The sequence below is a fragment of the Psychrobacter sp. LV10R520-6 genome (genome assembly GCF_900182925.1).
Classification (GTDB): Bacteria; Pseudomonadota; Gammaproteobacteria; order Pseudomonadales; family Moraxellaceae; genus Psychrobacter.
In genome coordinates this window covers 72,130-91,865 of the sequence record NZ_LT900024.1, presented here as the reverse complement: position 1 = coordinate 91,865, position 19,736 = coordinate 72,130, and the positions used below count along the sequence as shown (strand labels likewise).

Here is a 19,736-nt window from a genome sequence, read left to right as displayed (position 1 = left end):
GCCATGATGTTAGAGGAGAAGCCCAAATAAATAGTTACTATTTTACGCTATGATATCAATTTTGACTGTTAAGCTATTCTAGCTATCTGTCAGCAGTGTGATAATATTAGAGTTGGATGATAAAACATTTTTAATAACAGTAAGTTTTAACTCGGCTATAGATGAATCTTAAAATGGATTTTAAATAGATTCTAACAAGTTACTTAATTTACTATAAATTTTTTTAGCCCCATACTCTTCTCTATTACTACAAATTTGATAAACATTCGAGACTATCATGACTGCATCAAACCTGCCTACCGCCGACTTCCATCATAATACCGACTCAAATGCCAATAGCACTGCTGTCCAAGTGATTTTAAGTACGCTTACAGACAAGTGCCAATTTGATAGTACGCAAATCAAAACCGATGCTGAAAGTCTGGAGCACTGGGGCAAAGATTGGACCAAACACTTTGCACCGGCGCCCGCTGCTATTGTTTTTCCCAAAACTACCGAACAAGTACAAGCCATTGTCCTACTAGCAAATGAGCATAACGTAGTATTGACTCCCAGTGGTGGTCGTACTGGCCTATCTGCTGGCGCAGTCGCTGCTAATGGCGAGATTGTGGTTAGCATGGATAAAATGAATCATATTGGCACTTTTTATCTGGCTGATCGCCTGGTAGAGATTGAGGCTGGTGTCGTGACCCAACAGCTGCAACAGTTTGCAGAATCCAAAGACCTATATTACCCTGTGGATTTTGCCTCGGCAGGCTCTAGCCAAATGGGTGGCAATATCGGTACCAATGCTGGCGGTATTAAAGTTATTCGTTACGGCATGACCCGCCAATGGATTATGGGGCTAACCGTTGTTACCGGTAAAGGTGATATCTTGCACCTCAACCGCGGCATGGTCAAAAACGCTACCGGTTATGATTTGCGTCAGCTGTTTATTGGTAGTGAAGGTACGCTAGGTCTGGTAACTCATGCACAGATTAAGCTTGAGCGTCCGCCGCAAGATTTGACGGTAATGGTACTGGGCATGGATGAGTTTACCGATATCATGAACGTGCTGTCTGCCTTTCAAGCTCAGATTGACCTAACCGCTTTTGAGTTTTTTGACAGTATAGCTATTGATAAGCTAATGGTGCATGGACAAGTGCAAGAGCCGTTTGAATCACGCACCAAGTTTTATACCCTACTTGAGTTTGAATCGCCGTATGAGCCGATCATGGATAAGGCAATGGCGATATTTGAACACTGTATGGAACAAGGCTGGGTGGTCGATGGGGTTATGAGCCAAAGCATGGCTCAAGCTGCAGAGCTATGGAAGCTACGCGAATATATTTCGGAGACCATCTCAGTATTTACCCCTTATAAGAACGATGTGTCGGTATTAATCAGCCACGTACCTAATTTTATTAATGAGATTGATCATATCGTCAGTAGTAATTACCCTGACTTTGAGGTCTGTTGGTTCGGTCATATCGGTGACGGCAATTTACATTTAAACATTCTAAAACCTGAAAATATGAGCAAAGATGACTTCTTTACTGAATGTCAGGTGGTAAATAAATATGTGTTCGAAACCGTGCAAAAGTATGGTGGATCAGTCTCTGCTGAGCATGGCGTTGGCATGACCAAGAAGCCCTATCTACATTACAGCCGCAGCGCGACTGAGATTGAGTATTTAAAGGAAATCAAAAAAGTCTTTGATCCTAATAACATTATGAACCGCGGTAAGATCTTTGATGTTTAAATAAAAAGCTTTAGAAAAAATTGCATAAAAAATGACGCTAAGTGTCAAAACTTAGCGTCATTTTTTATGGTGTTGCTTTTATAGGAGAATACAGAGATTAAAAATACCAATCAGGAGTGTTTTATAAAAATAACAGTATAATAGCAACGACAATAAGCAGGCTTAAAATTCCCTGAACAACCAAGAATGCTTGATGAGGGCCGATGATATGACGAAACATATTGCTCAATGCGCTATAAGTAATACCTGAAGCTCTAATATGTGGATCGGATTCAAAGTTCTTAATGGTTTGCAAAAACTGTTCGGTACGCTCAGGCTCCCAGCCATGCGGTGCAAATGACAAAAAATTTGATAGTTGGGTCGCTTGCTCTTTGGTAGCAGGTGACCACAGCCAGCGCTCCAAGAATAATAAGCGCATGCGCCAATCAACGAAACTGCGCTGATCAATAGCTTGTATCAGCAGTACCTTGATATTTTTATGACGCTTGTCAGAAGAAATGCGCTGTAGCAGCACCAATACGTGCGCTTTCTCACCTTCGATACACTGTAAAAAATGACCATTACCGTAGCACAGAATACCAGTAATACCGTGCTGTTCATTATTAGCACCCGCCCGACTTTTTACATCAGTAAATAGTGAGTTGTTGAAGCGCGACATCATAGTCAGGCTACTAACGTAAACCAGCTGAATCAGCGCTGACTCTTCTATTTCTTTTAAAGTTCTGACCATATCAATATGTTGCAAGGACATCATTAAGTAATCCTAAAAAGCAGCGGCGATAAGTAGGTAATAAATAAAACTGAGCAAACGCAAAAAGTGACAACCACAATAAAAACAACAGGAACGAAAAAAATTAATTCACAAAAGCGTAGCAAATATTTACCACGTTCAACTGTTATCGCCCTTCTAGCTTGTTATCATAGCGGACGCAATAAGAAGCGCTAAAAAGTCGGGCAACACTTGGATATTTGAGCAATATAAAAGCCAGTTTTAATGTAACCAGTTAATAGTTAGCTAATGGCAACTGGTTAAAATACCTAGTAACCAGCTAAAAAATTCAAACAAAATGCTCCTCAAAATCCGATACTGTGCTTATAAATTATTGTAACGATTATGTGTCATTATTGGTGAATTTTTATGAATATTGTTACAAAAAGATGTGTCGTCCTTAATTCCGTAGAAATCCGTAGAAATAAAACGCCATAAAATCAGCACAAACTTTAAGATTCAATGCTATACATCACGAAAAACACAAAGTAGGAATACTATGAGTAAAATAGAAAAAATCGATGACTTTCATTTAACGATTGCTGAAATTAAGAAAAAGGACTACCCCCAATTAAAGGCCTTGATGGACCGCGTTTATGCTAACTTAGGCGGATCGTGGTCAAGAACCACCATCAATACCTTGATTGATGCCTTTCCAGAAGGGCAGATTGCCATGTTTGACCATGACCAACTAATTGGTATTGTGCTGTCAATGCGCGTCGATTATGCTAAGTTTTCTAACCCGCATACCTATGAGGATTTAATTGGCCAGAAAGACATTATCAGAGACAATCCAAAAGGTGATGCGATTTATGGCTTAGATGCGCTAATTGATCCAGAGTATCGTGGCTATCGTCTTGGACGTCGGCTGTATGATGCTCGTAAAGAGCTATGCCGACAGTTAAACTTCCGCGCTATTCTTGCCGGTGGCCGAATCCCCAATTATTATAATCACAAAGACTTAACGCCAGGTGAATACATTGATGCCGTTGAATCGCGTGAAATTCACGACTCAGCGTTGTCATTTCAACTGTCCAATGGTTTTATTGTTAAGCGTATTTTGACCGCTTACTTACCCGATGACACCCAGTCGAAAGGCTTTGCAACCTTACTGGAATGGTCAAATATTTACTACGAGCCGAAAGATTATAAACCTAGCACTCGTAAGTCTGAGGTGCGAATTGGTGGTATCCAGTGGCAAATGCGTGAGGTCGAATCCCCTGAGGAGCTCCTGCAGCAAGTTGAGTTTTTCGTTGATGTGATGGCCGATTACAATTCTGATTTTGCCTGCTTACCAGAGTTCTTTAATGCCCCCTTGATGGGACTGTGTGAGTCGACCGATCAAAACATTGCGATTCGCTTTTTAGCCGGTTATACCGAATGGTTCAAAAACGAAGTCTCGCATTTAGCGGTTACTTATAACGTCAATGTTATCGTGGGCTCTATGCCGCTATTAGATGAAGATGACGTTTTATACAATGTCAGCTATTTATGTCGCCGCGATGGTACTGTTGAGGAACAGCGTAAGATTCACATCACCCCTCATGAGCGTAGCGCGTGGGTCATTGAAGGCGGAGATAAAGTACAAGTATTCGACACCGATGCTGGTCGTGTTGGCATTCTAGTTTGCTATGATGTTGAGTTCCCAGAGTTAGCTCGTTTGCTAGCCCTAGAAGACATGGATATCTTGTTTGTACCGTTTTGGACAGATACCAAAAACGGCTATCTGCGCGTGCGCCTTTGCGCCCAAGCGCGCGCCATCGAAAACGAATGTTATGTGATGATTTGCGGCTCAGTCGGTAACTTACCGCAAGTCGAAAGTCTTGATATTCAGTACGCGCAATCATCTGTCTTCTCGCCATCGGACTTTGCCTTCCCACATGACGCCATCATGGCCGAAACTACAGCTAATACTGAAATGATATTTTTCTCCGATGTTAACCTTGATAAACTCACCCATGTGCGTAACGAAGGCTCGGTACATAACCTGCTTGATCGCCGTGATGACTTATTTAGCCTTAGATGGAAGAAGAAATCTCGGGTCTCAGCAAGTAAGCTGAGCGATGAAGAACGCCGTGAAAACTCAGGTAGCGTGCTACAGGGTGAACCGCTGCAAGGTCGGGCTCAAAAACCTTAAGTGTTAAAATCTTAGGTTTTACAAATCGAATTCTTAAAAAAAACGATTTAATTAAAGATTTAATAAAACGGCTGATTATTCAGCCGTTTATTTTTATGCAATTTAAGCTCATAAAACAAACAGTCTAAACCTCAAAACCTAAAAAGCAGCTGTCATGACTATTGATGCCAACAATGAAACTAATAATAAAGAGAAGGACACCAAAGTTAATACTAGCAAGGTAAGCGTCAAGCTGAAGAAGCCGCCAAACCCTCAAAAAGACAATAAAAAAGGACCTAAGAAGAGCCCACTACAGAAGCTACTGTCGATAGTAAAAACAATGCTACTTTATGGCTTGGTTTTTGTGGTGGTTTATACCGCGATTAATTGGTGGCGGCAACCTGTCATGCCAGCCAATCCGCAACTGCAACTTACGGACTATCAAGGGCAGGCGGTTGATTTGGCAGCGTTGAGTGCTGATAAGCCGACGCTAGTATACTTTTGGGGCACCTGGTGTCCAATATGTCGCACGACTTCTCCATCGGTCAATACTCTTGCGGCGCAAGAAAATTATCCGGTCGTGACTGTTGCCATAAAGTCGGGTACAGACCAAGAGCTACACAGCTACCTGAGCGAACATAGTTATAACTTTACTACCATCAATGATCAAAAAGGTGACATCTTCGCCGACTGGCAGGGACAAGTAACGCCATCATATGTGATCTTAAAAGATGGCGAGATGACTCAAGGCCTAACGGGTATTCAACCGTTATGGTCGCTTAAATTGCGACTTTGGTTTAGTTCAATTGGTTAAATAGTAATAACTCTTACTGGCGATATTTTTAACATTTTAGCGCAGAAGTCTCCTACCTCTAAGGTAGTGGGCTGAATGCGTCTTGACAAAATCTCGCTTAGTTGCTAAATTCTACTTAAGGAACAGCATTTCAGACCTTTAGAGCAATCTAATAACATCATCGTTAGTCTGTCACCGAATTGCTTGAAAACAGCAATAATGTGAACCCTCGGTGCGAGGGGGATAGCTCGGTAAACTTGCCTAACCGCTATTGCAGAACATCGCAAATAAGTATGGGTATTACCCAAGAAACCCCTACCTCTTAGGTAGTGGGTAGTTCATGCGATATCCTGATTGCATTGCCTAAAAACCTATGTAAACCTCAATAATCTCTATAAAAGAAGCTATGGAATTGATTGTTAACTGCCTGTTAATCAGTCTTAGTTAGTGACTGTCTTCTCATAAAGATCGAATGGCTTAAAACCATAAAAAAACCTGCTATATATGCACTTCATCGACATCGACATCGACATCGACAATCATGCACAATTAGCAGGCTATTAGTTTTCTTCACATTTTTTATTGGTTTAAAAACACAGCCAATTAAAAAGCTTAGCTTATTAACGAGCTTAGTTCCTTATAATCATAATCTAACGCTTCAGCAACAGCTTTATAAGTCACATGACCTTGAGTCGTGTTGACCCCCTTTGCAAAGGCAGGATTGTCAATACAAGCTTGCTTAAAGCCTTTTTTGGCCAGCGCTAGTACATAGGGCAAGGTGACATTAGATAGTGCTAAAGTCGCTGTACGTGGTACCGCACCAGGGATGTTGGCAACGGCATAATGGATGATGCCGTGCTTAATATAAGTCGGATTATCATGGGTAGTAATACGGTCAGTGGTCTCAAACAAACCGCCCTGGTCAATAGCGATATCAACGACAACGCCACCATCATTCATCGATTCAATCATATCTTCAGTGACCAGCTTCGGTGCTGCTGCGCCCGGAATCAATACCGCACCGATAACCAAATCACTTTCTGCAACACTTTTAGCAATATTGACTTTGGTTGACATCAATGTCTGTACATCATTGCCAAACAGCTCAGACAGCTGCTTGAGACGTTTGGGATCTAAGTCTAAAATAATGACGTCTGCGCCTAAACCGATAGCAATTTTGGCCGCCTCCGTACCAGATATACCGCCACCGATAATAGTTACTTTACCTTTTTTAACGCCAGGGACGCCACCGAGTAAAATCCCTTTACCGCCATAAAAACTTTGCAGAAATTGTGCCCCAATTTGTGTGCTCATACGCCCTGCAATCTCACTCATTGGGGTTAAGAGCGGTAATGAATTATCTGCTAACTGCACGGTCTCATAAGCGATTCCTGTTACTTTGCTATTTACCAGTGCTTTAGCAAGCTTAGGTTCAGCGGCCAAATGTAGATAAGTAAATAGGGTTAAATTTTCTCTGAAATATTGATATTCTTCAGCTTGAGGCTCTTTGACCTTGATGACCAGCTCGACATCCCATGCTTTTTCAGCGCTATCAACGATCGTTGCGCCCGCATTTTTGTAATCTTCATCAGTGAACTGTGAACCGATACCAGCATCGGTTTCGACATAAACATCATGACTGTTATCGGCTAAAGCGCTGACGCCGTTCGGTGGTAGACCAACACGATTTTCGTTGTTTTTAACTTCCCTTGGGATACCTATTTTCATGATTGCTCCTTGCATAATTATTAAAGTAAGACTTGTTAGAGTAAAGATTGGCTAGATTTTGATTCCATTTGATCATTATATTTCTAATCGTTATATTTATTTGATGTGACCCTGTGCGACATTGAATGTGACGAAGGTATTTCATGTCATCTAGACAACTGTTAAGCGTAGCGGTTACTGTCAGCTGCAGGTGGCATAGCTTTTGTATGTCATCATAAAATTAGGTGATCAACACTAATGATAGACGGAATTTTTGATAGTCCACGTTAGAACTATCAATCTTAGAATCAAGGCCTAAAATCAAAGCTTAGAATTTATAGACAATAAAGCAATTTAATATGCCAACATAATAGTTGGCTGTAGCGCTTGGCTATAAAATATTATTCGGCTTTGCAGTTGCAGATGGGATTATCAGTCTGCTGACTATGATGGTTTTAGAAGTACTTCAGATATATACTGTTGAGAGTGTTGCTGATTGGCTTGCTGACTTACGACGATTTACGGACTAACAAAGGTTTATGGACTAACGGTGATACGATTACTGATGAGATGTAATTTATCCAATATTAAGCCGTTTTTTAGTGATAATATGGCTATCAGTAATAGTCCGATGATTAGTTATAGCGCAGTTAGTGAGCGTGTGACTTGTCATTGGATAGAAAACCTAGCACAGATAAGTTCGCACAAAAACAAACCGTTATTAAGTACAGTTGTACACTTAATTATTAAAGTCTGCAACTAAAATTATTAAAACGATGGCCAAGCTGCCCAGCCCTTTTTACCCTATCCGTTTTGTCATATAATAGCTGCCTTCATAAGTAAATATAGAATTACATCATAAGCGCATATTTTGGCTACTCATTTTGTAGACCTATTTCTTATATAACTATTTGCTTTATCACTAATTTACTATCTAAATCGATATTTATAAACCAAACACCATCCTTCAAATAAAGAACCTTTTTATGACTGACAAATCTATGACTGATAAGCCCACGACTAAACAAAGCAATGATAAGCCCAGCCACGACTATAAAGACACCCTAAACCTTGCTGATACCGTATTCCCAATGCGTGCCAATCTGGCCAAACGTGAGCCAGATTGGTTAAATGCTTGGGAAGCAGACGACGTCTATGGCAAGATTCGCCAGGCGCGCGATGGCGCTCCTAAATACATTTTGCACGATGGCCCTCCCTACGCTAACGGGCAGATTCACTTAGGTCATGCAGTCAATAAAGTACTCAAAGACATTATCGTGAAATCAAAAACCTTATCAGGATTTGATGCGCCTTATGTCCCCGGTTGGGACTGTCATGGTCTGCCTATCGAGCAAAAGGTCGAAGCAAAAGTCGGTAAAGTCGGACAAAAAGTTTCGGCGACGGAGTTTCGTGGTCTATGCCGTGAGTATGCTAGTAGCCAAGTAGAGTTACAAAAAGCAGACTTTAAGCGTTTAGGCATCTTCGGGGATTGGGACAATCCTTATTTGACCATGAACTTCGCTCAAGAAGCCAATATTGTGCGCGCACTGGCTAAAATTTATGATAACGGTCATGTTACACGCGGCATGAAGCCAGTCAACTGGTGCTTAGATTGTAGTTCAGCACTGGCTGAAGCCGAAGTCGAATACCAAGATAAAGTGTCCGACGCCATTTATGTTAGCTTTGATGTCTTAGATACTGAAAAAGTAACTGCCTTTGCTGAGATTGACGAGGCTGAGCTAAAAGATGGCATTGCTGCGGTCATCTGGACCACGACACCTTGGACTTTGCCAGCCAACCAAGCTATCACGGTACATCCTAAGCATGACTATAGCGTGGTTGCTACTGAAAAAGGCAATCTGTTCTTAGCCACTGACCTGATTGACAGTGCATTAAGCGCGCTTGAGCTTACTAATCAGGGCGTGTTAGCCACGGTATCAGGCTGCGAGCTTGAAGGTCTGCGCGCCCAGCATCCGCTAATTGAAGACCGTCAAGTACCAATTATCTTAGGTGATCACGTTACTACTGATAGTGGTACTGGTCTGGTACATACCGCACCTGGTCATGGTCTAGACGATTATATCGTAGGTCTAAAATATGATTTACCAGTCGAAAATCCAGTCAGCGGTACTGGTGTTTATTTGAGTACTGCAGCGGTATTTGCTGGTGAGCATATTTATAAAGCCAATCCAAAAATCATTGCGGCTTTGCAGGAGAATGGCCACTTATTGAGCCATACCAAAATTGAGCACAGCTATCCACATTGCTGGCGTCATAAGTCTCCGATTATCTTTCGGGCCACGCCGCAATGGTTTATCAATATGGAAACCAAAGGATTACGTGAGCGAGCGCTTGCTGATGTCTCAACCGTGAATTGGACCCCAGCATGGGGGAAAAATCGTATTGAGTCCATGCTGAACGGTCGTCCGGACTGGTGCATCTCCCGCCAGCGTACTTGGGGCGTGCCAATTGCCTTCTTTATCCATAAAGAAACCGGCGAGCTACATCCAAACACTTTAGAGCTAATGGAAACTGCGGCACAAAGAATCAGCGAGGGCGGCGTCGAAGCGTGGTTTGATGCCAGCTGTGAAGACTTCTTAGGAGAGGAAGCTGCTGATTATGATAAAGCAACGGACACGCTAGACGTCTGGTTTGATTCAGGAACGACTCATTTCACCGTACTTGAGCAGCGTGATGAATTGACTAACCCTGCGGATATGTATTTAGAGGGCTCAGACCAACATCGCGGTTGGTTCCAGACTTCGCTATTAACTTCTGAGGCCATGTACGAGCGTACCCCATTCAAGCAAGTACTGACTCACGGTTTTGTGGTCGATGAAAATGGCCGTAAGATGAGTAAATCACTCGGCAACATCATCACTCCGCAAGAAGAGATTAATAAAACCGGCGCGGATATGTTGCGCTTATGGATTGCCTCTAATGACTATCGCTATGAGATGAACGCGGGTAAAACAGCATTTAAAGGCGCTATCGATATGTATCGCCGTATCCGTAATACTTTGCGCTTTTTATTGGCCAATACCGATGACTTTAATCCAGCCACCGATAGCGTAAACATCAATGAGCTAGTCAGTCTTGATAAATTCATCATTGAGCGAGCGCAAACCGTACAAGCAGACATCATCAGCGCTTATGATGCCATGGACTTCCACCAAGTTACCCAGCATATCACTGCATTTTGCTCACAAGACTTAGGTGGTTTCTATCTAGATATCATTAAAGACCGCCAGTACACAACCCAAACGGATGGCAAACCACGCCGTTCAGCACAAACGGCAATTTATCATATCGCGCAAGCCTTGATTCGCTGGATTACGCCGATTTTGTCTTTCACCGCTCAGGAAGCATGGGAAGTACTTCACGGTACGGATGCCAATTCAAATGGTTACGTGTTTACCCAAGCGTGGTATGAGTTTCCTGAGGTTGAACTCAGTGCCATTAGTTCTGATGACTGGCAGCGTATTATGCAGGCCAAAGAGATGGTTAATAAACATATCGAAACCGCCCGTGGCAATAAATTGATAAATGCTAACTTATCTGCTGATGCGACTTTATATGCTGATGGCGCAATGTACGACAGCTTGGCTAAACTTAGTGAAGAGCTGCGTTTTGTACTGATTACCAGTACCGCGGCATTGAAGCCAATGAGTGAAGCGTCTGCTGAAGCCAAAACAGATAATGATACAGACAGTACGGATGAATTGACAAATTTAACCGTGACAATCAGCGCGGCTGATGGTACTAAATGTGTTCGCTGCTGGCATATCCGTGATGATATCGGTGTTGACGCTGCCCATCCTGAGCTATGCGCACGCTGCGTGGCTAACGTAAGCGGTAATGGCGAGGTACGTCACTATGCCTAATTCACCTAATTCGTCTGACAGGCCCATCCCGTCTGACCTGTCAGACGCACAAGGACAAGAGCCACTTGATGATGCTAATAGTGTCAGTCCCAGCGCGCCTACGGCTGCCCACGTTACGTCAGGCAATTCGATGATACCCATAAGTCGGTTGGTGAAGACACCAAAGATGATTGCTAATGGCAGTCGCGCCTTTAGGTGGTATTTGCTCGCGCTTGTCGTCCTTATCATTGATCAATGGACAAAATGGTTGGCTGAAACCAATCTAACTTTCCATGAGCCGGTTCCGGTCATTGAGCCGTTTCTTAACTGGACGCTGGCATACAATTATGGGGCGGCATTTAGCTTTTTGGCGGATGCGGGCGGTTGGCAAAAATGGTTCTTTTCTGGCTTAGCACTGGTAATGTCTCTGTTTTTAATAATCTATCTGATTAAAGCCCCGCGTCGAGCCAAACTGCTATCTACTGGTTTGGCATTGGTGCTTGGCGGTGCGCTCGGCAATTTGATTGATCGCTTATTACATGGTCATGTCATCGATTTTATCCATGTTCATAACGCCGATGTCTGGCATTATCCTATCTTTAATATTGCCGATATGGGTATTAGTATTGGGGTAGCAATGATTATCATTGATATGCTATTTTTGGAAAAAAAGCGTGAAGTTTAGCAATTATAACTTTAGATAGTTTTATAGTTTCAAAGGTGGGTTAACGAATACGTAACCCACCTTATTTTTTGCCTGTCATTTCTTATAAGTTAAATTATTGGGGCTTATACTCAAGAACCTAAGACTCTATTTACTAGGAAAATTCTCCCGCGCTGACAATTTTTTAAGATAAGTCTTAACTTGCTCGGGCAGTTTTATCCCCAACATTTTCAACCAAGAAAAAAGATGATGATAATAAATATCTGCTAGCGTAAAGCTGTCTCCTGCTATATATTCCTGCCCATCCAACCAATCACAAGCAATCGGTAAAGCATTCTGAATGGATGCTAAGCAATTTGAATCAACCCCTTCAGGCCAGTTCTCGTAATTTTCTAATACTTTGATTTTAGTGAGTATCCATAAATAGCTTTCGATCTCAATCAAGCCGAATGAAATTACTTGACGAAGTTTATAATTCTTCTCAGCGAAGTCGTCATCTTCTCTATTTGGCGTCAGTGGTTTATCAGAATGCAGCTCATTGAGATATTCAATAATAGCCAACGATTCAGTGAAATTTTTACCGTTATGAGTAATCGCTGGAATTTTACCAAAGGGATTGATTGCCAAAAATTCAGGACTTCTTTGCTCGCCTTTTTTGCCGTCTATTTCTTTGACCTCATAATCTAAACCGAGCTCTTGCAAGGCCCAAACGACTGTTTCTGCCCGACTTGGATGGGTATATTTGTATAATGTAATCACTAGGGTACGCCTTTTATTATTTGTGAAACGGTTTTAATAAAGTACAAATTATTATACTCATACAATAGACAAGCAAACGATAGAAAATAATTCTATCTTTACAACAACCCTTGCAAAACATCCAAACCCCCACCTGCCAATATAAACAACAACCCCGCCAAGTTAATCAATACTGTCAAATAATAAGTCATTCGGAATTCAGGTTTTTGTGATTTATGGCGCAAATAAGTCTGCGCGAACATTGCTCCGACCCACCCACCAAGCGCACTTAAAAAATGCAAAGTCGATTCAGGGGTACGCCAATCGCCATTTTGCGCAGCGGCCTTGTCTTTGGCATACATCATATAAGTGATCAGTCCTAATACTACGTACCATCCGACCACCAGCCAGCTGAGATCTTCCATGAATGCTAGTAATATCAATACGGAATAAAAGCCAACACCGAGAAATGAACGTTTTTTCTGCCCCGCTTCAAAGTCCGCTTGCGCGCTTCGTTTTTGGTTGCGCTGACGGATTTGCTTATTTTTTTGCGCCATTTGTTGCTGAACGAAGCTCAGCTCTTGTACTTGTTTGGCTTGCTTGCGCCCTTGATTGTCTTGCCCCACTGTGAATACCACTTGCTCACCAACATTGGGACGACGCTGCGTTTTAAACTCACTGACATGGAAAAATACTGACTCGCCAGCCTCAGTTTCAATAAAGCCAAAGCCTTTATCATCTTGCCATTTTTTGATATGGCCTTGTTGTTTGGTGGTCATGCTTATTTACTCTTCTTATCATTAGCTATTGTTAGCGATTATTATATCCTTTTCAGTGACTCATAGAAAAAGCTGAGATTTTGCTCTCAGCTTTTTTAATTGCCTGTAAAGAACCTAGTAGTATATTAAAAATCCTAACACCTCAATAAGTAAGAAAAAAATGTAAGCTATTTTGTCTTTATTTATGAGTCCGTTGGACTTTTACTGTACTGAATTAGCTGATAAGAAAAGCGATTTAGATAATACTGAAAAAAAGTCTTGATATACATTTGGATTTTCAATTGGCTTTAGATTATATTGTGCATTAGCTCTAACCAATACAGACTCACCAGACTGAGGTCTTACAGTCACTGTCATTCTAATTTTATAACCACTTAGCTTGGTAGCTGAAACTGTACCAAGATCAGCATCTGCTTTATCGATAACAAAGCTCAAGTCCTGTAAAGTTGAAATTACATTTCTAACGACAATATTCTTATCTTCGGTATCAAAAGATCTTGTTTGCATACTACGTAGTTCTACTTGATTGCCACTTTGTAAAATCCTACTATCATGTGTAGTAGCACAGCCTGAAATAGCAAACAATAAAGTAGTAAAAAGAGTAATTTTTAATAAATTCATATTTTTTGTGCCTCTAAGAATACCGATTTAGATAATTTGTCAAAGAACTCACTATATAACTCTTCGTTATTTAAAGTTTCAGCTCTTGATACCATTCCTTGTGTATTTATAACAACTCGCTGGAAAGTCACTCTAGACAAGTAACCATCTCGATTAAGTTTGGACGGTAGTGTTACAAAACTAACTTCGATTGTTTGCTGGCTATCAATTGCTACATTTCCACCACCCATTAGAGCTAAAAATACCGCAGCGGCAACTTGGCCACCATTAGTGGCATCTACAGTTTTAGAGGCAGTAACAACCCCTGCATTTTTTTCTGTTTCATCAATCGAATATCCCATATCTTGCAACACTGCTATTCCAGCCGAAAGAAGCTCTACCTCGTTCTTTGTTTCAAAAAATCGTGATTGAAGCTGTCTTTCTTGCAATGAAGTATCAGACAATTTAAATGCATCTTCCGGAATAGTAGTGGCACAGCCAGACAATCCTAAAGCAGCAGCGATCAATATATATCTAAGTTTTATCATCTAATATCCCCTTAGAATTTTGACGAATGATAAGCAAAGTCTCTTACCAAATTTTGTTCATCAAATTTTATGACAATTGTAAGGGTTCTTTGTGATGTAGAAGTTGCCCCTGAGCGAGACTGCCCACCAGCTAGAACAGCAAATACCCAACCCGAGCTTGACGACTGGACAGTATCTGTAGCGACTTTATCGTAAACCCAAACTTCTCTTCTTTTATCATCTGTAGAAACCATATTTGGTGATCCAAGCGCCTGTATTACATCTGCACCACTCATCCCCACTTTAATCTCTTTTTGGGCAACTCCTACAGAGATGTTTCCGTTGTTTTGGACTTGATCAGCATGAGTGGATGCGGAGACGCAACCACCCATTGACAGAACAGCCAATAAGGCAACTATAATTTTCATTTCACTTCCTTTTAGTTAACCAATAAACTTAGTTTTACTGCTTAATTACCTATGATAGTAAGCCCAAAGATTTATTCGTTACCAATATGAGGGGATATAACATTCCCAAACGGCTTATATAACATGTTCTATATTCACGCCAGACTGCTCTAATGTAACCGTTAGGTTAAAGAATGTAAACATCGAGTTAGGAATTTGATGGTATCCGAAAAAGATTTAAGCAACCATCATAATATCTGTAGGATGAACTACACTTTTTTTGCTCATATTTGTTTTAAATGCTTACCATGACATAACCGTGTGCAATCGACTGATTATGCTAAACTATTTCTAATTATTAACCTTCCATATCCTATTTAATAAAGGTTACGACCATCATGACCGAATCCCAATTTATCAATCCCAATGAAGACACCCGCATCACTCATGGCAGCTTAGTGAAGCTACATTTTGAAGTATCGCTTGAGAACGGCACTGTTGTTGACTCTACTTTTAGCCGTGATACTCCAGTTACTCTGACCATTGGTGATGAGAGTTTATTGCCAGGCTTTGAGCAAGTGCTGATGAACCTTCGCGCTGGCGACACACGCAGCGCTCATCTCGATCCCGAACAAGCCTTTGGCGATTGGAATCCTGATAATATCCAGCATTTTAGCCGTACTAAATTTGCACTGGTCGCAGATAACCCAGAAATTGGTATGATGATTGAGTTTGAGGACAAAGGTAAAAACACCCTGCCCGGTACTATTAGTGCTATCAGTGATGATGAGGTAGAAGTGGACTTTAATCACCCGCTTGCTGGTCAATCGGTACTATTCAAAGTTAAAGTATTTAAAGTAACGCCACCTGGCGTGACTGGAATACAGCTTGCTTAAAAACACTATCGTTTAGCGATAATAAACTCATATAACATAGAATAAAAAAAGGACAGCCGCATGCAATACCAAACACTGCCACAACTCGATGAAAAGGTCTCCAAAATCTGTTTGGGTACCATGACTTGGGGTCAGCAAAACACCCAAGATGACGCTCATGCACAAATGGATATGGCTCTGAGCGAGGGCGTGAATTTTTGGGATACTGCCGAGATGTATCCTTCGCCGCCAGATAAAGACAAGCAAGGCGATACTGAGCGCTTTATGGGCACCTGGTTTAGCAAAACCAAACAGCGCGACAAAGTCATCTTAGCCAGTAAAATGTCACCGATGAGCTTTTTGCGTGATGGCAAGAGCCGCTATACTGCTGAGCATATTAGCGCTGCGATTGATGATAATCTGCAACGTTTGCAAACGGACTATATTGACATCTATCAGCTGCATTGGCCGGAACGTCAAGCCAACTTTTTTGGACAGCGTGGTTATAATGAAGATATGGCAGCACAGCCGTTAGAGGATTTAACCCCATTTTTAGAGACCATCAAGGCTTTAAATGATGAAATCAAAAAAGGCCGCATTCGCGCTTATGGACTGTCAAACGATACTGCTTGGGGTCTTATGCGCTATCTTTGGGAAGCGGATAAAAACGGCTTAATAGCGCCTATCACCGTTCAAAACCCATACAGCTTACTTAATCGCCTATATGAAGTAAACATGGCAGAGATTTCACACCGTGAAAATGTCGGTCTACTTGCCTACTCGCCGCTTGGCTTTGGCGTGTTATCAGGCAAATACCTCGATGGCAAACGTCCTGAAGGTGCGCGTCTGACTAAGTATGATCGCTTCGAGCGTTACGTCAATGAGCAAGCAAAATCGGCAACCGAACAATACGCCAAGATTGCCGCTGAGGCAGGCTTGGATATGGCACAGATGTCATTGGCTTTTGTCAATTCGCGCTCGTTTGTCACTAGTAATATCATTGGAGCTACCAATACTGAACAGCTAAAATCTAATATTGACAGTATTGATCTAACCTTAGACTCAGACGTATTAGACGCTATCGAAGCGATACATACACGCCAGCCTAATCCGTCTCCATAGCCTGATATTGCTATTATTGTTTTACGCTTATTAGTGATATCAATAAACTGACATAAAAAAGGCGCAAATCATAGTGATTTGCGCCTTTTTGGTATTAATTAAACCGTTGGTAAAAACGTTATCTACGACACGGACGCTTGAGCATTAGCTGATGGTCTCAATACCCGCGTATGCAGTTCAGTTAAGCCTTCTCGCATACGCTGCTGTAGCATATTGGTCAGCTCACTTTTGGTATGACCGTTTGGATCTATCGGCTCAAGCGGCAATACATAAGCGGTCACATCTTTACTATCGAGTACCCGCTTCATACTGTTTTTCATCGTAAGCTTGCCATAATAAGGTAGCGCTTCACTCAAAGTGCCGTCTTTATTGACATAAGACAAGACCATCGGCTGAATAGGCACATTGGCATCTATGGCTGCTTGCAACAACGTGCCATGAATGCGCTTTATCTTCTTACCATCAGTCGTAGTCGCTTCTGGAAAGAACACGACTGAAAAGCCTTCTGACAAAAAGCTGGTGAGTTGCGTCGTTACTGCGTCAACATCGCCAGAACCGCGCTGAATAAATAACGTCCCTGCCGCCTGAACCAGCTTACCAAATATAGGCCATTCACCAATTTCAGCTTTTGATAAAAAAAACGCCGGACTCACGCTACCGACCACAGGAATATCCATCCATGACACATGATTGGATACCCATAGACCATGATGCTGCGGTACAGGCTCGACCTCAACGACCTTTACCCCAAAGGAGCCTGCCATCTTACGACAAAAGGTCTGAATGTAGCGTGGTAGTCTTTCGCGTGGCGGCTGCCGAAAGGCACCAATACGTTGCGCTGTCCGCAAGCCACCAGCGATCGTCGTGGCCATGCCCGCGATTTTTTTGCCACGGCCCAATTGTTTTTTGAGTGAAAAGCCTGACTTAGATTGGCTCATCTGTGTCCCTCATAATTAGATATCTGTAAAAAACGAAATAAGTATAGCAAAATTCTCTCAGTCAGTGACGATTTGTTCACTCAGTTGGATTTTGCAATATGTTTCTTCCGCCATTCTAGTTTTACCGCTGTTATTTTATTATCACTACTATCTTATCACTACTATACAGACAACTCTTTACCACTAAAATTGTAGGGTAATAAATTGAATAATGATTGCTGTAACATAAAACCATTACTAATCATGCTAAGACCCTTTAATATCAAGTGATAAGACCGCATATACATAGTTATCTGAACGCTGCTTTAACGATAATTCTTGAGAATATTAAATGTCATTTAATGTTATTTATATATCGATAGTAGCGATTTATTTACTTTATTCATAGGTGATACTCTTTGGACTATTTTGAAAAACATAAGGGTGGCGAGCGCGCCATTTTAGTACATTTAGACATTCGTCAAATGCAAGACCCTGATGATTTGGGCGAGTTTGAACTGTTGGCAGATTCAGCAGGCGCAGATCGTTATGCGTTGGTAACGGGTTCGCGTATGAAACCTGATGCCAAATATTTTGTCGGTAGCGGTAAAGCACAAGAAATCGCTGAATTGGTTCGTGAACACGATGCCGATATTGTGCTTTTTAACCATAGCTTGTCGCCATCACAAGAACGTAACCTTGAAGCGTTGGTACAGTGTCGGGTACTGGATCGTACCGGTTTGATTTTAGATATCTTCGCCCAGCGTGCACGTACTCATGAAGGTAAACTACAGGTTGAGCTGGCACAATTGAACCATTTATCGACCCGTCTAGTACGTGGTTGGACGCATTTGGAACGCCAAAAAGGCGGTATCGGTCTGCGTGGCCCTGGTGAAACTCAGCTTGAGACTGATCGTCGCTTATTACAAACACGGGTCAATCAGCTCAAAAGCAAACTTGATAAAGTACGACAGACTCGTGCTCAAGGTCGGGCCAGACGCCAAAAATCAGACGTGCCGACTATCTCATTGGTAGGTTATACCAATGCGGGTAAATCAACCTTATTTAATCGCTTAGTCGATGAAAATATCTATGCCGCTGATAAGCTGTTTGCAACCTTAGACCCAACCTTACGTCGTTTAGATTGGCAAGGCGTTGGTCGGGTAGTATTAGTTGATACGGTCGGTTTCGTACGTCATCTGCCGCATGAGTTGGTTGAGTCTTTTCATGCTACTCTAGAAGAAACGCTAGAGGCAGATCTATTATTGCATGTCATAGATTCAGCTAGTGAAGATATGCATGAGCAAATCCAAGCAGTAAAAGCTGTGTTGGCTGAAATTGACAACAATGTGCCTGTACTCAATATCTATAATAAAATTGATTTGACTGATGAACCTGCTCATATCGGTTATGCTAGCGAAGGTCAGCCCAATCGCGTTTATGTCTCCTCTCAAGACAATCTAGGTATGGAAGAGCTATCGCTAGCAGTGCAACAACTGCTTACCGGTACGCTGACGACGTTTGATTTGACGCTACCTTATAATTCTGGTCAGTTCAAAAATACTTTGTACGAGCTGGGTGTTATTCAGGGAGAAAGCTATGATGATACGGGTCACGAATGCTTAACGATTCGCTTGCCTAGTGACAGGCTTAAACAGCTGTTAGGTCAGGCCGAATTATCACCGCTGGACGTATTACCACTGGCACAAGCGACTTTATTAATGCCAGTTTTAGAAGCGTTTGAAAAAGGCAATGAAGAGAAGAAAAGTGACATAGATGAGGATGAGGAAGAGCTAACCGCTGATGGTTATTTAGCAGAAGAAAAAGTGGCTGATCTTGACTCTGAGCATAAATCACGACCGTCTGACCCGCAAGATTAATTACTCTCTTTATGTCTGATTGCTTGATGTCTGGCTTATTCGATGACTGATTATTCAATAAATCACTACTTTAATTAAATAAAGGGCTGTCTGTATTTGCTACCATTTAGCAAATACGAACAGCCCTTTACTCTATAAGGATTGGTATTCATAATCTTTTCCAAATCAAAACATTGAATTTTGTAGGAGCAACCTAGCTATTAGACAGGGTTTATTAGTTTATTCATTATCTATATAA

Annotated in this window: 16 protein-coding genes; 8 read left to right on the top strand and 8 right to left on the bottom strand. The window is 41.8% G+C overall.

The window, feature by feature from the left end; translation table 11 throughout:
• Positions 1-277 precede the first annotated feature (277 nt).
• Positions 278-1,741 carry a D-2-hydroxyglutarate dehydrogenase gene (locus tag U1P77_RS00365; RefSeq protein WP_321155508.1) on the top strand — a complete coding sequence of 488 codons (1,464 nt, stop codon included), beginning with the start codon at positions 278-280 and terminating at the stop codon, positions 1,739-1,741.
• A gap of 121 nt (positions 1,742-1,862) precedes the next feature.
• On the opposite strand, the gene U1P77_RS00360 is transcribed toward U1P77_RS00365, so the two are convergent.
• Positions 1,863-2,495, bottom strand: a complete 633-nt coding sequence (locus U1P77_RS00360) for a BLUF domain-containing protein (protein WP_321155507.1) — start codon at positions 2,493-2,495, stop codon at positions 1,863-1,865.
• Positions 2,496-3,009: 514 nt separating this feature from the next.
• Here U1P77_RS00360 and U1P77_RS00355 point away from each other — a divergent pair.
• Together U1P77_RS00355 and U1P77_RS00350 are read left to right on the top strand one after the other, a co-directional pair.
• On the top strand, positions 3,010-4,647 hold the full coding sequence (locus tag U1P77_RS00355; RefSeq protein ID WP_321155506.1) for a carbon-nitrogen hydrolase family protein: 1,638 nt from the start codon (positions 3,010-3,012) through the stop codon (positions 4,645-4,647).
• Between the two features lie 319 nt (positions 4,648-4,966).
• Entirely contained in the window at positions 4,967-5,440 is a 474-nt protein-coding gene (locus U1P77_RS00350) for a protein disulfide oxidoreductase (RefSeq protein WP_321156560.1), read from the top strand.
• A 591-nt stretch (positions 5,441-6,031) separates the two neighbouring features.
• Here U1P77_RS00350 and ald read toward each other — a convergent pair.
• Positions 6,032-7,147: an alanine dehydrogenase gene (gene ald / locus U1P77_RS00345; RefSeq protein ID WP_321155505.1), complete on the bottom strand. Its 1,116-nt coding sequence runs from the start codon at positions 7,145-7,147 to the stop codon at positions 6,032-6,034.
• A gap of 980 nt (positions 7,148-8,127) precedes the next feature.
• On the opposite strand from ald, the gene ileS reads away from it, so the two are divergent.
• The gene (gene ileS / locus U1P77_RS00340; protein WP_321156559.1) at positions 8,128-11,010 is read left to right on the top strand and encodes an isoleucine--tRNA ligase; all 2,883 of its coding nucleotides are present in this window, start codon (positions 8,128-8,130) and stop codon (positions 11,008-11,010) included.
• On the top strand, positions 11,003-11,674 hold the full coding sequence (gene lspA / locus U1P77_RS00335; RefSeq protein WP_414479024.1) for a signal peptidase II: 672 nt from the start codon (positions 11,003-11,005) through the stop codon (positions 11,672-11,674). The genes ileS and lspA overlap by 8 nt, the downstream gene beginning before the upstream one ends.
• A 126-nt stretch (positions 11,675-11,800) precedes the next feature.
• Here lspA and U1P77_RS00330 read toward each other — a convergent pair whose 3' ends face one another.
• The 5 genes from U1P77_RS00330 to U1P77_RS00310 form a co-directional block, all read right to left on the bottom strand.
• Entirely contained in the window at positions 11,801-12,412 is a 612-nt protein-coding gene (locus U1P77_RS00330; RefSeq protein WP_321155504.1) for a glutathione S-transferase family protein, read from the bottom strand.
• A 98-nt stretch (positions 12,413-12,510) separates the two neighbouring features.
• Positions 12,511-13,170, bottom strand: a complete 660-nt coding sequence (locus tag U1P77_RS00325; RefSeq protein ID WP_321155503.1) for a DUF1294 domain-containing protein — start codon at positions 13,168-13,170, stop codon at positions 12,511-12,513.
• 201 nt (positions 13,171-13,371) lie between these two features.
• Positions 13,372-13,791 carry a hypothetical protein gene (locus U1P77_RS00320; protein ID WP_321155502.1) on the bottom strand — a complete coding sequence of 140 codons (420 nt, stop codon included), beginning with the start codon at positions 13,789-13,791 and terminating at the stop codon, positions 13,372-13,374.
• Positions 13,788-14,318 (bottom strand): hypothetical protein, encoded by a 531-nt coding sequence (locus U1P77_RS00315; RefSeq protein ID WP_321155501.1) that lies wholly within the window; start codon positions 14,316-14,318, stop codon positions 13,788-13,790. Before U1P77_RS00315 ends, U1P77_RS00320 begins: the two co-directional genes overlap by 4 nt.
• 11 nt (positions 14,319-14,329) lie before the next feature.
• Positions 14,330-14,725 carry a hypothetical protein gene (locus U1P77_RS00310; protein ID WP_321155500.1) on the bottom strand — a complete coding sequence of 132 codons (396 nt, stop codon included), beginning with the start codon at positions 14,723-14,725 and terminating at the stop codon, positions 14,330-14,332.
• Positions 14,726-15,102: 377 nt separating this feature from the next.
• Between U1P77_RS00310 and fkpB the strand changes: the two genes are divergently transcribed.
• On the top strand, positions 15,103-15,600 hold the full coding sequence (gene fkpB, locus U1P77_RS00305) for an FKBP-type peptidyl-prolyl cis-trans isomerase (protein WP_321155499.1): 498 nt from the start codon (positions 15,103-15,105) through the stop codon (positions 15,598-15,600).
• 60 nt (positions 15,601-15,660) lie between these two features.
• Positions 15,661-16,701, top strand: coding sequence for an aldo/keto reductase (locus U1P77_RS00300; RefSeq protein ID WP_321155498.1), 1,041 nt, complete (start codon positions 15,661-15,663; stop codon positions 16,699-16,701).
• Between the two features lie 122 nt (positions 16,702-16,823).
• Here the strand turns inward: U1P77_RS00300 and U1P77_RS00295 are convergent, their stop codons facing one another.
• The gene (locus U1P77_RS00295; RefSeq protein WP_321155497.1) at positions 16,824-17,639 is read right to left on the bottom strand and encodes a lysophospholipid acyltransferase family protein; all 816 of its coding nucleotides are present in this window, start codon (positions 17,637-17,639) and stop codon (positions 16,824-16,826) included.
• 398 nt (positions 17,640-18,037) lie between these two features.
• Here U1P77_RS00295 and hflX point away from each other — a divergent pair, with 398 nt between their 5' ends.
• The gene (gene hflX / locus U1P77_RS00290; protein WP_321155496.1) at positions 18,038-19,498 is read left to right on the top strand and encodes a ribosome rescue GTPase HflX; all 1,461 of its coding nucleotides are present in this window, start codon (positions 18,038-18,040) and stop codon (positions 19,496-19,498) included.
• Positions 19,499-19,736 lie beyond the last annotated feature (238 nt).